This is a genomic window from Rhodopirellula halodulae (assembly GCF_020966775.1).
Taxonomy (GTDB): Bacteria; Planctomycetota; Planctomycetia; order Pirellulales; family Pirellulaceae; genus Rhodopirellula; species Rhodopirellula halodulae.
In genome coordinates this window covers 1-16,021 of the sequence record NZ_JAJKFV010000013.1, presented here as the reverse complement: position 1 = coordinate 16,021, position 16,021 = coordinate 1, and the positions used below count along the sequence as shown (strand labels likewise).

General features: G+C 56.7%; 8 protein-coding genes. 3 read left to right on the top strand and 5 right to left on the bottom strand.

The window, feature by feature from the left end; genetic code table 11:
* Positions 1-109: 109 nt before the first annotated feature.
* A complete protein-coding gene (locus tag LOC70_RS11955) occupies positions 110-2,872 on the top strand; it encodes a DUF1592 domain-containing protein (protein ID WP_230253811.1) in 2,763 nt (920 codons plus the stop codon).
* Between the two features lie 124 nt (positions 2,873-2,996).
* Complete coding sequence (locus LOC70_RS11950) at positions 2,997-4,400, top strand: DUF1552 domain-containing protein (RefSeq protein ID WP_230253810.1); 1,404 nt, start codon at positions 2,997-2,999, stop codon at positions 4,398-4,400.
* A 1,396-nt stretch (positions 4,401-5,796) separates the two neighbouring features.
* Here LOC70_RS11950 and LOC70_RS11945 read toward each other — a convergent pair.
* The 5 genes from LOC70_RS11945 to LOC70_RS11925 all read right to left on the bottom strand — a co-directional run bounded on the left by LOC70_RS11945 (position 5,797) and on the right by LOC70_RS11925 (position 13,985).
* Positions 5,797-7,332 carry a hypothetical protein gene (locus tag LOC70_RS11945; RefSeq protein WP_230253809.1) on the bottom strand — a complete coding sequence of 512 codons (1,536 nt, stop codon included), beginning with the start codon at positions 7,330-7,332 and terminating at the stop codon, positions 5,797-5,799.
* A gap of 71 nt (positions 7,333-7,403) precedes the next feature.
* Positions 7,404-9,950: a c-type cytochrome gene (locus tag LOC70_RS11940; protein ID WP_230253808.1), complete on the bottom strand. Its 2,547-nt coding sequence runs from the start codon at positions 9,948-9,950 to the stop codon at positions 7,404-7,406.
* A gap of 4 nt (positions 9,951-9,954) precedes the next feature.
* Positions 9,955-11,400: a sulfatase family protein gene (locus tag LOC70_RS11935; RefSeq protein ID WP_230253807.1), complete on the bottom strand. Its 1,446-nt coding sequence runs from the start codon at positions 11,398-11,400 to the stop codon at positions 9,955-9,957.
* A gap of 257 nt (positions 11,401-11,657) precedes the next feature.
* Positions 11,658-12,413, bottom strand: coding sequence for a glycerophosphodiester phosphodiesterase (locus tag LOC70_RS11930; protein WP_230253806.1), 756 nt, complete (start codon positions 12,411-12,413; stop codon positions 11,658-11,660).
* A gap of 153 nt (positions 12,414-12,566) precedes the next feature.
* Complete coding sequence (locus tag LOC70_RS11925) at positions 12,567-13,985, bottom strand: DUF1598 domain-containing protein (RefSeq protein ID WP_230253805.1); 1,419 nt, start codon at positions 13,983-13,985, stop codon at positions 12,567-12,569.
* A 401-nt stretch (positions 13,986-14,386) separates the two neighbouring features.
* On the opposite strand from LOC70_RS11925, the gene gnd reads away from it, so the two are divergent.
* Positions 14,387-15,865 (top strand): decarboxylating NADP(+)-dependent phosphogluconate dehydrogenase, encoded by a 1,479-nt coding sequence (gene gnd, locus LOC70_RS11920; RefSeq protein WP_230253804.1) that lies wholly within the window; start codon positions 14,387-14,389, stop codon positions 15,863-15,865.
* Positions 15,866-16,021: the final 156 nt, after the last annotated feature.

Sequence of the window (16,021 nt, the reverse complement as noted above, 5' to 3'; positions counted from 1 at the left end):
TCTACCCACCTTCCATTGATTGAGTGTCTGAACGCCTAGTTCAGTTGAATGGGTCACCGTTTTCGCGGTTCTCCATTGACACGCTCAACCTGCCGATGAGATTTCGCCTATGACCCCCGCTCGTCCCCAATTGGGAATTCGACGGCAACGAGGATTACAAAAGGCTCGCGTTTGGCATCCATTCGCGACGGTAGCATCGGTCTGGTCGTGGTTGCTCGTCTTGGCAATCGTTCCGGTCGCTGCGGCCGAAAATGATTCGTCGAAAGATCGAACGAGCGATTCCAACGCGACGGCTCAGAAAAAATCTGCTCAGCCTCTGGCGGTCGACCCGAGTCAGTGGGAGACGACGGGCTATTTGAAGCTCGAAGAATTCTGCCTCGATTGTCACAACGAGGACTACCAAGAAGCCGAAATCGATTTGTCGCTGCTGAGCACCGTCGAGAAAATTCGTCAGAACAGCGAATTGGCGATGCACTCGATCAGCATGATCCGATTTGGTGCGATGCCACCGGAAGACGCCGCGTTGCCCACCACGGATGAACGTCGCGAGCTCGCCGACCAATTGGATGATTTGGTTTACCACGCAACGTGTGATCTGCGTCCCAAACCAGGCCGCGTGACCGCGCGACGATTGAACCGAGCCGAATACAACAACGCCATTCGCGATTTGTTTGGCATGGACCTGCGACCCGCCGATCAGTTTCCGTCGGACGAAGTCGGTGGTGGGTTCGATAACAACGCTGATGTGTTGTCGTTGTCGACCATGTTGATGGAGAAGTACTTGACCGCCGGCGAAACGGTGGCTTCCGCGGTCATCGTTGACCCCGAAACTTTGCCTTCCGTCGGCAAAACCTTCGCCGACAAAACGCTGTATCCAATCGGTGACGGCAAACTGGCTTCGTTTGGCGAGTGGTTCATTCCCGGCGAGGACTTCGTTTGGATGCAAGTCGAAATTCCGGTCGAAGGCGAATACTCCTTCGACGTCCGCGGTGCCACGAATGTGTTGCGTTCGGAATTGAACCCCAGCGCCGAAAACGCGGACGAAAAGAAGAGGGATGAGAAAGAGAAGTCCGGTGATGAAGAAAACTCCAACCAGGATGACTCCGACAAGAAAGATTCCGGCGAAACGGAAGAGAAAACGGACAAGGTGAATCGCGTGGTGATGGTTCACAACGAAGACGGTTTGCTGATCGATCTGATGGACTTTCGCTATGAAGAGAAAAGCGGCCCTAACGACAGTGAATCTTTTCGTGTGACGTTGAAACCTGGCAAGCACAAGTTCTTCTTTTCACCAACCGACGTTTGGGTGGATGAGTTGCGTGAAAAGGAAGACCGCAAAGATCCTTTCCGAATCGGTGAATCGGTATCGAAGCGCATTCAGGCGCTGACCGAAGATGAATTGGCAAAGACCATTCATCCGGCGGATCAAAAAATCGAATTCACGCGACGAATCCGCGACGAAGACTACAACTTCAAGTTCCACTCGGTGTCCGTGCGTGGACCATCGGCTCATACTCGGACGGACTTGCCGCCAACGCAGCGTAAGTTGATTCGCCGCATGGCTCGTCAACGAGGCGACCGTTGGGAAGACGTGTACAAGTCGGCCAAGGAAAACTTGGAACCGTTGATGCGCCGTGCATTCCGGCGTCCGGTCAGCGAAGAGGAAGTGAAACGCTACGCCTCGTTGGTCGAGGATGCGACACGACGGCAAGAATCGTTCTATGTGGGGATGCAGCAAGCGATCACCGCGATCCTGTGTTCACCGAGCTTTCTGTTTCGCGTCGAGTTGCCGGAAACCGAAGAGGCTCAGAAGTTGGCGGATGCAGGCGAAGCGGTGCCTTTATCGTCGAACCAACTTGCAAGTCGCATGTCGTTCTTTCTGTGGAGCAGCCTTCCGGATGAGGAACTGTTGAAAGCCGCCGAACGAGATGACTTGGTCGATCCTGAAAAACGTCGCCGTCATATCCACCGAATGCTGAGCGACGGCAAATCGAATTCGCTCGGCAAACAATTCGCGACGCAGTGGTTTGGCTTGGGCAACTTGTCGGCTCGCGACATGTCGGCCTTTGGCGGCAATGAAGAAGGCCCAGCGATCACCGAAGATGACTTGGCATCGGAGACTCATGCGTTGTTCGACCACGTGTTGAAGAACAACTTGCCCGTCACTGAGTTGTTAACGGCGGATTACACCTTTGTGAATCCCGCGCTCGCTAAGTGGTATGGCGTGGATCTACCGGAAGAAGATTCGTCTGATCCGCAAAAAGTGTCACTGAAAGACGCTGGTCGGCGAGGCATCCTCGGGCACGCCGGCGTGTTGACGCTGACCAGTTATCCCACGCGAAATTCACCGGTCCTGCGAGGCAAATGGATCCTGGAAAATGTTCTGGGAACGCCGCCCCCGGAAGCTCCGCCAAATGTGCCTGAGTTGGAAGAAACCAAGGCGGCATCGGATGACGCGACACTTCGCGAGCAACTGGAACTACACCGTGCGGATCCTGGATGTGCATCCTGCCACCGCGTGATGGACGCATTGGGCTTTGGTCTCGAGACCATGGACCATCTGGGACGTCTGCGTTCTGCCGATGATCCGTCGGTGGCGGACGCCAACGGCGAGTTGCCAGGCGGACGCTCGTTCCGCGGTGCAATGGAACTGAGCGAAATGCTGGCGAAGACGGAGACGCGACGATTCGCCGACACAACCGTTCGTCGATTGCTATCATTCGCTATCGGACGTGAATTGCGCCCGGCCGACCGTTGCTTTGTCGAAGCCATCTTGGACGAAGCGGAGACCGACGGTTACCGCTTGCGTGACTTGGTGGAAGGCGTGATCAACAGCCCGCCGTTTTTGACCACCAGCGTTGCCGTGAATTAGTTTTGACCTTCCCGCCATTCATCCCGCCCGACTGACAACTTCCCGCCCGCCGCCTTCCCTCCTCCCGCTCCCGACCGTTCGTTCCTGCCTACCCAAGGCGCCTCGCCTGAACAAGGAAAGTCACATGACAGACTCGATGAACGTCCCCACCGCTCAGAATCAGCCCACTTCGATCACCCAAGTCGGTTCGTCTCGATTGAGCCGCCGGACCATGCTGCGTGCATCGGGACTGGCTCTCGGTCTGCCGTTGTTGGAAGCCATGACGCCGGCCGGTCGCAGTGCTTATGCGGCAAAGGAAGCGTTGCAAATCACGGATGCGTCACGTCCGGTTCGGATGGCCTGTGTGTTCTTTCCAAACGGTGTGATCCAACCCAAATGGCGTCCAACCGGCGAAGGCGACCAATGGGAATTGAGTGAGACGTTGCAGCCCTTGGCTCCGTTCAAAGACAAACTGAACGTGATTTCCAATCTGGCTCATGAAAACGGAACCGCGGGACGTGATGGCGCTGGCGATCACGCGCGGGGTGGTTCCACGTTCCTCACCGCAGCTCGTCCTGTCAAAACCAGCAGCAACATCCGACTGGGCATCTCGTTGGACCAAGTCGCCGCGACGGCACTCGCCGGTCAAACTCGTTTGCCTTCGATCGAACTCGGATTGAAGGGCAGCCGGAATGCGGGCAGTTGCGATTCAGGTTACAGCTGCGCGTACTCGTCCAACATATCGTGGAAGAACGAAACGCAGCCGATGCCCAAGGAGACCGTGCCGCGGCTGGCGTTTGAACGGATGTTCGGATCAGGCGATGCCGCGCTGGAGCGTCGTCAACGCATGGCTCGCAAGAGCATTCTGGATGTCGTTCGTGGTGACGCGGAACGATTGATGAAGCAAGTCGGCAAAACGGACAAACGCAAGCTGGATGAGTATTTCACCAGCGTCCGCGAGATCGAGCGACGCATTGAGCAAACCGAAGCGGAAGACCGAGCGTCGTTGCCGGATCTGGATGTCCCCATGGGACGGGTCGAAGCATTCCGTGAGCACGCGCGGTTGATGTACGATTTGATGGTGGTCGGTTTCCAAACGGACACCACCCGTGTCGCGACGCTTATGTTGGACACTGCCGGTGGCAACCGGACGTATCCAGAGATTGGCGTGAAGGAGGCTCACCACGGGCTCAGTCACCACCGGAACAAAGAAGAATCCGTCGCGAAGATTCAAAAGATCGATCACTACTTGGTCGAACAATTCGCGTATTTCTTGGAACGAATGGAAGCTGTGCAAGAAGCCGACGGAACGCTGCTGGACCACTCAATGGTTCTGTACGGCAGCGGTCTCGGTGACGGCAACCGGCACACGCACCACGATCTGCCAATTGTGTTGGCGGGTGGTGGCGGCGGCCAAATCCAAACGGGTCGTTACCTGAAGGTCGCCGAAGAGACTCCGATGGCTAACCTATTCCTAACGATGCTCGACATCATGGGCACCCCCGCGGAATCGATCGGTGACAGCTCGGGTCGACTCACGTTGGTTTGAGTCCGTCGAACCGCTGCCCCGGTTTGAAACGAGATGGAATTCCCCTCGCCCTTGGACTAAGAAGTCGAAGAGCGTTAGCTCCGGTTATCGAGCGTTAACCGCGGCTAAGGCCGTTCGGCTGTGTGGAGCGGCGGAATGTTGGGTGGGTTCGCGAGTGTGTTGTTGTTCTTAACGCAGAGTCGCGAAGACGCCGGGACGCGGAGAGTCATCGTTCGATGTTCCCCGTCGGTGGACTAAGTAGCCGAAGAGCGTTCGCTCCGGTTGTCGCGTGTTAACCGCGGCTGAGGCCGTGCGACTGTTTGGGGCGGCGGAATGTTGGGTGGGTTCGCGAGTGTGTTGTTGTTCTTTAAGCAGAGCCGCGAAGACGCTTGGACGCGGAGAGTAATCGTTCGGTGTTCCCCGTCGGTGGACTAAGAAGCCGAAGAGCGTTCGCTCCGGTTGTTGCACGTTAACCGCGGCTAAGGCCGTGCGGCTGTGTGGGGCCGCGGAATATTGGGTGGGTTCGCGAGTGTGTTGTTGTTCTTTACGCAGAGCCGCGAAGACGCTGGGGCGCGGAGAGTAATCGTTCGGTGTTCCCCGTCGGTGGACTAAGAAGCCGAAGAGCGTTCGCTCCGGTTGTTGCACGTTAACCGCGGCTAAGTCCGTGCGGCTGTTTGGGGCGGCGGAATATTGGGTGGCTTCGCGAGTGTGTTGTTGTTTCTTACGCAGAGCCGCGAAGACGCCGGGACGCGGAGAGTCATCGTTCGGTGTTCCCCGTCGGTGGACTAAGTAGCCGAAAAGCGTTAGCTCCGGTTGTTGCGTAATAACCGCGGCTAAGGCCGTGCGACTGTTTGGGGCGGCGGAATGTTGGATGGGTTCGCGAGTGTGTTGTTGTTCTTTACGCAGAGCCGCGAAGACGCCGGGACGCGGAGAGTCATCGTTCGGTGTTCCCCGTCGTTGGACTAAGAAGCCGAAGAGCGTTAGCTCCGGTTGTCGAGTGTTAACCGCGGCTAAGGCCGTGCGGCTGTTTGGGGCCACGAATTGTTGAATGCGTTCGCGAGTGTGTTGTTGTTTCTTACGCAGAACCGCGAAGACGCCGGGACGCGGAGAGTCATCGTTCGGTATTTCCCGTCGTTGGACTAAGTAGCCGAAGAGCGTTAGCTCCGGTTGTCGAGTATAAACCGCGGCTAAGGCCGTGCGGCTGTTTGGGGCCGCGAAATGTTGAATGCGTTCGCGAGTGTGTTGTTGTTTTCAACGCAGAGCCGTGAAGACGCTGGGACGCGGTGAGTCATCGTTCGATGTTCCCCGTCGTTGGACTAGGAAGCCGAAGAGCGTTAGCTCCGGTTATCGAGCGTTAACCGCGGCTAAGGCCGTGCGGCTGTGACGGGCTGCGGGGTGATTCGCCGGCGAATCGGCGTCATTCTTGAGGAATCTGATTGAGCGTGTAAAACGCTTTTTTGTGAAGCAACGGATTGCCGTCGACGCTTCGCACGCCGCTGGCGTTCAGCTCGTGAACATAGAGTTCTTGCAGTCCCTTCACCTCAAGATCCACGCTCAATCCGTCCTGCGACACAACCGCCGAGCGTATCTCCAAGTCACGCGGATCAATCTCGTCGCTGCCGTAATTGGAGTGATACAGATACGTGTACCGTTTCATCTGATAGGACGCGACATCGGCGGCGGTGACCGGATCCACTGGTGTCGTGAACGTCAAACGAAATCCGTCCGGGCGAGCCCGCATGGTTTGAATTTCAAACGGAGTTTCGCCGCTCCATCGCAAACGCTGCAAACCGTACGGCGAGGTGCCGAGGCTGCTCCACCCGCGATTCGTCAGCCCGACGAAAACTGCGCCCGACGGGGACTGCGCCAAACGAAACACCGCGGAAGCAAAGCCTCGTCGGAACGGAAAACAAGCTCCCTGGTACTCGCCGTTGACCTTCTCCAAAAAGACACGATGAATCGCGGCCTGTGTGAATTCGCCGACGAACAACTGACCGCTGAACGGCCCAAACTTTCCACCGCTGTCGTCCAGCATCACATCCGTCGCGGATTGGCCGGCCTTTTTGTAGGGAAACCAAACGGCGGGGGGCTGCAACGCTTGGAATGACCGGACCGCATCGGGATAGGGCACGCCATCGGGGATTTGCTTGACGTCGGAAATCGTGGAGCCAGGCAAATTCATAGACGCGAGCGATTCTGGGTGATGAAAGAAGGCACCCGTTCGCATGTGATGCAACGAATTGGTTGGCACCCAGTTGCCTTGTTGATCGGTGTAAAACATGTCTCCGGCGGAGTTCGCACCCAATCCTGAAGGCGACCGCATTCCGGCGCAAATGGGATGAAGCTCACCATCCGCGTCCAGCATCATTCCCCATCCGCGCCAAGCGGCCTGTTTGAAACCAAGCGGCGCGTCAGGAACGATGCGGCTGAGCTGTTCGCCTTTCAGGCCCATGCCGATGTTCAACGTCATCCACAGGTTGCCGTGACCGTCGGGCTTGGGGCCATAAGCGTATTCGTGATAGTGACCGGAGACACCCCAGCCGTTGGCCAGGGTCTCGTACTCATCGGCAACATCGTCGTTGTCGAGGTCTCGCAGCCGGGTCATTTCGGTCCGTTGCACCGTGATGAACGAGTCATCTTGTTGCAGCAATCCAAGAGGCTCATGCAATCCGCTGGCAAAACGGTGATAACGGACGTTGAGTGACTCACTCGATTCGACTTCGTTGAGATCCAACAACCAAACCTCGCCCTTGCGGATTGCGATGGCAACTCGTGAGTCGCTCAGAACCGCCATCCCGCCGACTTCCAAAGCGACGCCGTCATCGGCTGGTTTCCAATTGCGGTCACGGGAATGCGAAGCGGATTCAGGGGCGAGGATGGTTTCGATCGGATAGTAGTCGGCTTCTGTGGGCGGCTGAGCTGATGCGAACGAGGTGGCAAGCAGTGCCGACACGAACACACTCGCGGCCTTGGAGGCAAACCGCTTGGATCGAGAATTCAAAGGTAGTTGCCGAATGGAGTGGTTCACCAGATGTACTCCAGCATCAATGGTTGGTCAGGCTGGATCTCCAACCGAGTCAAACCGTCGGGGTTCTGCGAGCCTGATTGGTGTGATTCATGCTCACTGAGAATACGAATCTTCATTCCCGTCGAAGCGTCTTCGTCACCTGATGCTGCTGGACGAAGGTCTTTGCTCGTGGGAAGTCGCCAACGCAGCGAGGCGGGCGGCGTTTCGTTTGGAGAACTCAGTGTGATCGTGCGCAACATGGTCTTTTTGCCGGACGGTTGCAATTGGTCGGTAATTTGCATCCCGTTGAATTGATAGCGAAACGATGGAATGCCTTGGCGATCCAGTCGAAGGCCTTTGAAATCAAGAGATTCCCCCGCAGGCAACTCAAAGGATGATTCCTTTGCAAACACAACCACTTGCTCACCCAGCGGCCCGACCGATGGTGCGAAACGGTCGAACCAAGTGCTGCGGGCGTCCATAAATCTGCCTTTCCAGAGCATTGCCAACCGAGGTGTTTCAGCGTCTACGGCGAAGTGGATGCCCTCGGGGAAGCCGACCGCGATCGCGTGCGTTCCCACGTCTTGCATGAACGTTCGATGAACGATGGGACGTTCGCTTGGCGATAGCTCGTAATCCTTCGCCAAAGCCTCCGCGATCTTGTCTGGGACACCGTGTTTGTCCGACGCGTTCAGGTAGTGCCACATGGCGGCGATTTGCAGTGGCGTGTCGCCACCAAGAATTTCGTGGTTTTGGCTCTCGCCGTTGGGGAAGAATGCTGGCATGCGCGTGCCTTTTTTCTTCGACGCGGGTTCCAGCAGAAACTCTTTCATCCACAGAGGACGCAACCGCCGCGTCGCGAGGTGGAGGTCCATGCCGATCACTCCGGGGAGTGAGTTCCCATTGAAAACATGACACTGAATGCAACCGATTTCCATCAAGCGTTTGCCTTCAGCACCCAAGTGTTCAAGGGGGTGTTGACCATTTGCGAACACCGTTTCAGCGGTGAGTTCGGAGGCATCGTCCGCGACTGCCAATTGTTTGGCGAAAGGCTTCCAGTCGCGTTGCGGATAACGTGGCATGCGGATGGTCATGTGCGGTCGCAGTCTCGTCGACGCGTGGCCTTGCAGGACTTTCACGATCCAGTCTGTTTTGAGTTTCTGACCGACTCCCGTCAATGGCGGCGGCAAGCGGCCTTCGTCCCCCAGGTCAGCGAGGGCGGACGACTCGAAATAACCTTTCCGATTGCGACCGATACCACCCAAGTCGCCTCTTGCGTGGCAAGCGACACAGTTGTGTTGCAGCAGGGCAAGTTGCACAGCGTGTTCTGACGCGACCTGGGAGGTCTGCAGACTGTTATCTTCGATTGCCCGGATCAGCAACTCACGTTGCAAGGCATCCAACAAAAAATGAGGCTTTCCGAGTTTTTTGTTGGCGTCAGAAAGACAGGAGTGCTTCGCCGCTGCATCGAGGTCTGCCCAAGAAGCGATACGAACGGGAGCTGGCGTTGCTGTTGTGTCGTGGCATTGGCCGCAATTCAATTGTTGGAACCATTGTTGCCCAAGCTCGATTTGTTCTTGAGTGGGCTGGTCAACCTTTTTGATCGTGGTGGATTGCTGGTTGAACTGTGAGTTTGAAAACAGATACTCGGTGATGTCGGCCGCTTCATCCGGCGTGAGGTGTAAGTCTGGCATTCGGCCGGACGGACGTACGGTCGAGGGCGAATGCAAAAAGTGCGTCAAAGACTGCCGAGTGTATTTTTCGGCAACATTGGGAAGTGGAATCGAGGGAACCGAGCGAGCGGCGGACGCCAAACCCATTTCCTCCAACTCGTCGGTTGTCAATTCGTCGAGCAATCGATCGAGTGTCGATACCGTGTTTGAGGCGGGTGTGACCGTCTCGTCAGGAGCATGACAAGCAACACAGCCGACTTCATGAAACAGTTCCTTGCCGCGATTCGAATCTCCTTTGTTCCAAAATTCGTCCTGGAGCGGGTTGGCACCGCCGGCTTTGAGTGTTGGAAATGGCTTCCTCAATTGGCCGAGATAGGCCACGAGTCCGTCGATCACATCGGCTCGCTGGTCCTCGGCGATTTGAGAAACCATGTTTGGCATGGTGGTGCCCGGATCGGTTTGATGCGGGGCTTGAAGAAATTCCCGGAGCCAGTCTGCTTGCAGGCGATTACCGACGGATTGCAGGTTGGGTCCACGTTTGGGATCCAGGTTGGAATCGCCCGACGCGTGACATGCGGTGCAGCTCAGCTCGGTGACGAGTAACCGTGCGGCTATCGCTGAGTCGATGTCTTGGTGCCGGCCAAAACGCTCGATTGAAATGACAAAGGGAGCCTTCGCCGATGGGGCGTCCGCCGCGCTGGCACTCGGCGTGGCAACACACATCAGCGATGTCATCAGCAGCGTCGTCATCATCCGCAACGTCATCATCTGAACGACGAAGCCGCGAGGAGTGGACACTCGGTACGAAGGGGCAGTCTCGTCGATCACGGCTGGACTCTTTCTCGTCGTGAAGAAGACTTTGAAACGGGACTTTCGTCGCAGTTGCGACATCCCGTCATTTCAAGCGGTCTGACGGCGTTTGAAGTTGCTGCTTCCACCATTCCAAGTAATCGCGATCGGAAATGTCAGGAGACAAACCACGACGCTGCATCGTGCGTTCGTACCATTGCCGTTTTTCAGCCATCAAGGCTTCCATGTCCACGACGAGCGATTCGTCCTGCGCTCCCTGATCGTTGGTTTCTTCCATCCAGTTGTTCAGCGATTGGCGAAACCGTTCCAAAGTGGATTGATGATCCGGCGAAGCCGCCAAGTTGTTCATCTCGTGCGGGTCATTCTGCAGATCGTAGAGTTCTTCTTCTGGGCGTGACGTGGCCATCCAAGGTGAATCCCATTGGCCGTTTGCATGCAGAACTTTCATCAGAGTCTCGACCGGGTACGACAACTTTTTGTAGCTGCTGAGTTGAAGGTACGACTTTTCTGGATGGAAGTTGCGGATGTACTTGTATCGGTCGGTTCGAACGCTGCGGATGCGATCGGGGGCATCGCCACAACGGTCTCGAGCAGCAAACAGTTGTTGATGTCCGGTCCATTCTTTCGCGACCAAGTTCTTTCCAGCAAGGTCGTTGGAGTCGACTCCGGTGGCCTGCAACGTGGTCGGAAGCACATCCAGAAGAGATGCCATCTCGCTTTCCACCGACGGTTTCAGTGCGTTGGGCCAACGAACAATCAACGGCGTGTGCAGTCCGCCGTCGTAGAGCCACTGTTTACCGCGAACATGCGGTCGACCGTGATCGCCGAAGAAGATCACCAAGGTGTTGTCGCGAATGCCTTCGTTGTCCAGGCGATCCAGGATCTGGCCAACAATGCGATCGAGTTTTTCGATGCTGGCCAAATAGTTGGACCAGTCCGCTCGTGTGATGGGGTGATCGGGATAGTACGGTGGAATGGGGGCTTGCTCGCGGATGCGATCGCTGGGGACAAACGGTCGGTGGGGTTCTTTGATGTGAACCTGTGCGAAGAAAGGTTGCCCGTCCGCGCGGCCCGCCCAATCCATCGCGTCGAAGTGGGTGGCTTTGTCGTACGGATAATTGACCCCGTACTTGTGACGTTTTGTGTTGCCCGCCGAACCATCACCGTGTGAGATGAAGTAACCAGCTTCTCGCATCCGATCGACGGCGGTTGGAACGGTTAGCGGCGGTTTGGCTCGCGTCAGGTGATGGTGATATCCAATCTCGGTTTGGTAGTGCCCGGTTTGAAACGCGGAACGCGAGGACGAACAAACCGGTGATGTGCTGAATGCCTTTTCGAAACGACGTCCTTCGCTGGCCAAACGATCCAGGTTGGGCGTTTGCACATCGGGGTAGCCGTAACAGCCAAGTTCAGGGCCGAGGTCATCGGAGATGATCCAAACGACGTTGGGACGGTCGTCCGCGGTGGCTGATTGAATGCAGAAGACGCTCGCGAAAAGGATCGCGAGCCATAAATTGGCGTTGATTCGCATGAGGTGGGATCGTCGGAAAAAGCCACGCTCAAATCCGAAGCGGTTTGGATTGGACGGGCGATGGGGTGGGAATGCGGGGAACGCATTCTAACCGACGCTGGTGATCGAATCAGCTCGCGTCCGCGGAAACTTCGCTCCACCACCCGAGAATACATCCACGGAGCAAATCATTTCCCGATGGGGCCGCAGTCCCAATCGCAAAGGGCCGACTCAGCGTTGCTGGATGCAACGCTGGTCGGTTTCGCTGTTGTTTCCCATCAGTTCGAGAGCGACTCGCGAATCAGTTTGGGGCGATCGGTGGTGATGCTGAGGAAGCCTCGATCGACGAGCTGTTTGGCAACGTCGGGATCATTGATGGTCCATCCGTGCATGCCGCAGCCACTTTCGCGAATCGCATCGCAGAAGTCTTGGGTCATGAACGAGCTCAACAATTCAGGTTTGACTTGGGTGCCAAACCCGGAGGCGTTGGTCGACTTCAATGACTCGATGACACCTTTTTGACTCGGTCGGTAACCGCCGGTCAGTTGCTTTTTATACGACGTCAACCAGTTCGCGTCGTAAGGCATCATCTCGCGTGCTTGCCGCACGACCTCTTCGTTGAAGCAGATGATCGTGATCTGTTCGGGCTTCAATGAAGATTTGGCTAATTGTTCTCGGAGAGCCGGAAGGATCTCTGGTCCGCACTTGATTTCAACAAAAATGCCTTTGCCTTCGGGCACCGTCGCCAGCACTTCTGTGAGCGTTGGGATCTTCTCACCGGCGTAGCGTTCGTGCTTCCAAGAGCCGACATCGAGCTTTCGAAGTTGCTCCAAAGTGGCGTCCGAAACCTTCAACGATGGTGACCCGGGCGCGGTGCGAGAGGTGGTCTTGTCGTGCAGGCAAACGATCTCACCGTCAGCCGAAAGATAGAAGTCACCCTCGACCGCATCGGCACCTTGTTCCCAAGCCAGATTGAACGCGGAGATCGTGTTTTCCGGTGCGGAATACGATGATCCGCGGTGAGCAACGATCATGGGAACGGCTTTCGAAGACGTTCGTTTGGAAAGGTTTTCGTTCGCAGAAAGAGGTGTTGAATGGACGCTGCAAAAAGCGGTCGCCAAAAAAAACGCCGTCACGAATTTCGTCGCGACGGCGTGGAGAGTTGTGTTCGTCAAAGTCATCAGGAATCAGTCCCACCACCATTGGCCTGGGGCCAATTGATCCGGCCCCGAAGATTGTTTGACCTGCACATGCTGGCCTTCGGTGTCGATTGTGACGCGGTCATCATTCAGTGCAATGCGGGGCTGCATGTTCACGCCACCACCCAGTGGTGTCATCAGGGTGTTGCCTCGCCAAATCGCGTTCACAGCGGTCTCGACCTTCTCGGGAACCGTGTACGTTTCAACACTGACGGCTGACTCGTTGCCCAAGATCGGCATCGACCAATTGGCTTGGCCGTAGAAGTCTTGTTCGTGGATGTATGCCGCGGCGATGGAAAGGTCGATCAATTGACGAAGCTCGGCGTACACGCGAACTTGATCTGCAATCAGGTTGTACTTCTCGGTGAACTCTTTCGTGAATCCTTGGCTGGCACGATTCACCCGACCTGTTCCAACGCGAACGCCGTCGCCTTGGACACGTTCGTTGGCACCGACCAATTGAACGCCGCGTTCATTGATTCGCATGGCCAAGTTGTCTTCGCTGACCGAGACGCCGTCGTAGTTAGGTTGGAAGTACCAGCGTTCCATGGAGTTCGCCGACGCGGTGGCTGGGTTGGTGCGCGCCACATAGCTGCGAACGGGAACGGGCAGTTGTTCCAACCCAATCCCGATCAACTTCATTCGGTAGTCAGCTTCGACCAACACGCGTGCGAAGTGGGTGGCGGCTGGGATGCCCTCGATGGTGACCGTTTGCAAACCAAGGTTTTGTTTCAGTCCACGAACCAACTGCATGGTGTCGCCTCGGCCGGCACGACCACCCACTTGCAGCAAGAATTTCTGCATGCGTTGCAGGCCTTCAGGTGTCGGATCGATCGAGACCGAAATCACGCGAGCCGATTTGCCTTGGGCGGGGAAGGCTCGCAGAGCGACGATGACATCCTCCAGCAACAGGCTGGGGCGACCGGATTCGATGCCAACGAAACGCTCCGAAGCGTCGGTCACGTAACCTTCGGCGGGACCGGCCAGCACGATGTCCTTGGTTTCGGGGTAGTAGAAGACGTATTCCACCGATGTCAGGCCGGCCATCGCCAGCATTTCAGCAGGCAATGTTCGATTGGCTTCCACATATTCCGCGACCGCCTTCTCCAAGCGGTTCAAAGAAACCTTGCGAAGCTTGCTGGTTTCCATCGACTCGCCGGGTGCAGCGTTGGCGCGAGCTTGCATCAAACGCTGGCGATTCAGGCGTGGATCGACGGTTCGCACCTTCAGAACGCCTTGAGCGTCAACGTCGACACCGGCCGGCGGGTTGCCGAAAATGATGTCTCCACCGTCACCCCCGCCACCGTCTTGGCTGAAGCTCGCGGGGGCCAAAAGCGCCACAAACAACGCGGCGAGCGCGAATCGGGTCAGGGCGTGAAAGGAGAATTGGCGATCGATCAGTCGCATCGGTGGATTCTTTTGCAGAGAAGAGCGTCAAAAGTGGGAATCGAGACCGCCGACCAACGGATGCTGGGCGGCGGCCTGTGCTCAGTCTAATAACGGCGCAGGCAAACCTCAACGAATTTTCACGGGCCGATTTGGCAGTGGGCGGCCGGCATTGCGAGCGGTCGCAATGGATCGTTCGGTCGCAACGGTCCTCGGGGGTGCGGAATTGGGTGTGGTCAGGCGTTCTGAACGCGGACCGTCAGGTGTATGGAGGCAATTGGCAGGTGCAAAGCCCGTCTGGGCCTTTTCGCCGTGCCCCAGTCATTTACACTGCTGGCCCGCGTGAGCCGCTGCGGCACGCTTGGATTGCCGCACTCCGGGTCATCACGCCCCCGTCTAACACACGAAACAAAAGTACAGCTATGAGTGGTGATTGTGATTTCGGCCTGATTGGTTTGGCCGTCATGGGCGAAAATCTGGCCTTGAACGTTGAAAGCCGCGGCTACAAGGTCGCCGTCTACAACCGCACCACGTCCAAAGTCGACGCCCTGATGGAAGGTCGTGCGAAGGGCAAGAATTTCGTCGGATGTCACTCGATCGAAGAATTCGTCAAATCGGTCAAACGTCCTCGTAAATTGATGATGTTGGTCAAAGCCGGCCCCGCCGTGGACGCCCTGATTCAGCAATTGCTACCGCACTGCGAACCTGGTGACATCATCATCGACGGTGGCAACGAGTACTACGTGCACACCGAACGTCGCACAAAAGAAGTCGAAGCCGCTGGTTTGCTGTACGTCGGTTGCGGCGTCAGTGGTGGTGAAGAGGGAGCCTTGAAAGGGCCTTCGTTGATGCCTGGCGGAAGTGCGGAAGCTTGGCCACACATCAAGGAAATGTTCCAGTCCATCGCTGCCAAGGTCGGCCCAAACGACGACATTCCTTGCTGCGAATGGCTGGGTGCCGGTGGTGCTGGGAACTACGTCAAAATGGTTCACAACGGCATCGAATACGGCGACATGCAGTTGATCTGCGAAGCCTATCAGTTGCTCAGCGAGCTGGGTGGTTTGTCCAACGACGAACTGTATGACGTTTTCGCCGATTGGAACAAAGGTGAGCTGCAAAGCTACCTGATCGAGATCACCCGCGACATTTTCAGCGTCAAAGACGATCAAGGTGGCGACGGATTCTTGGTCGACCAGATCATGGACGTCGCTGGTGCGAAGGGCACCGGCAAATGGATGAGCCAACTGGCACTGGACCTGGGCGTGCCAAGCACCCTGGTGACCACCGCCGTGTTCGCTCGCGGTTTGTCGGCACAAAAAGAAGCTCGCACGCGAGCCAGCAAGGTGTTGAACGGTCCATCGGAATCGTCCAACCCAGAAATGCAAGCTGCTGCGAAAGCGTTGGTCGGTGATCGCGCCGAGTTCGTCGAAGCGGTTCGCCAAGCGTTGTACGCGTCGAAGATTGTCTCCTACGCTCAAGGCTTCGTGCAGTTGCAAGCGGCCTCGGCCGAGCACGGTTGGGGATTGGACTACGGTGCCGCTGCATTGTTGTGGCGAGGCGGTTGCATCATCCGCGCTCAGTTCTTGGATCGCATCAAAGAGGCGTTCGACGCGGATCCCAACTTGGAAAACTTGTTGTTGGACAAGTACTTCGAAGACGCCGTCGAAAACGCGCAAGAGAAATGGCGCAAAGTGGTCGCCGTGGCATCCATCATGGGCATTCCTGTGCCAGCCTTCAGCACCGCCTTGTGCTACTACGACGGTTATCGTTTGGAGCGTTTGCCAGCCAACTTGCTGCAAGCCCAACGCGATTACTTCGGAGCCCACACGTATCAGCGTTTGGACAAAGAAGGCACCTTCCACAGCGAATGGTTGCAACTCCGTAAAGAGCCCACCGCTTGAGGCGAGTGAGCCAATCGCAGACAAGTCATCCACGCTGCCTCGAAAGAGGCAGCGTTTTTGGTTTGCCCAGCGAAGCTGGCAACCCCAGTCGGTGCTTGCCACCGACCAAGCCCTGTTCATGGGGAATTGAATCCGATTCGCAAGGGCGTCGTTGGC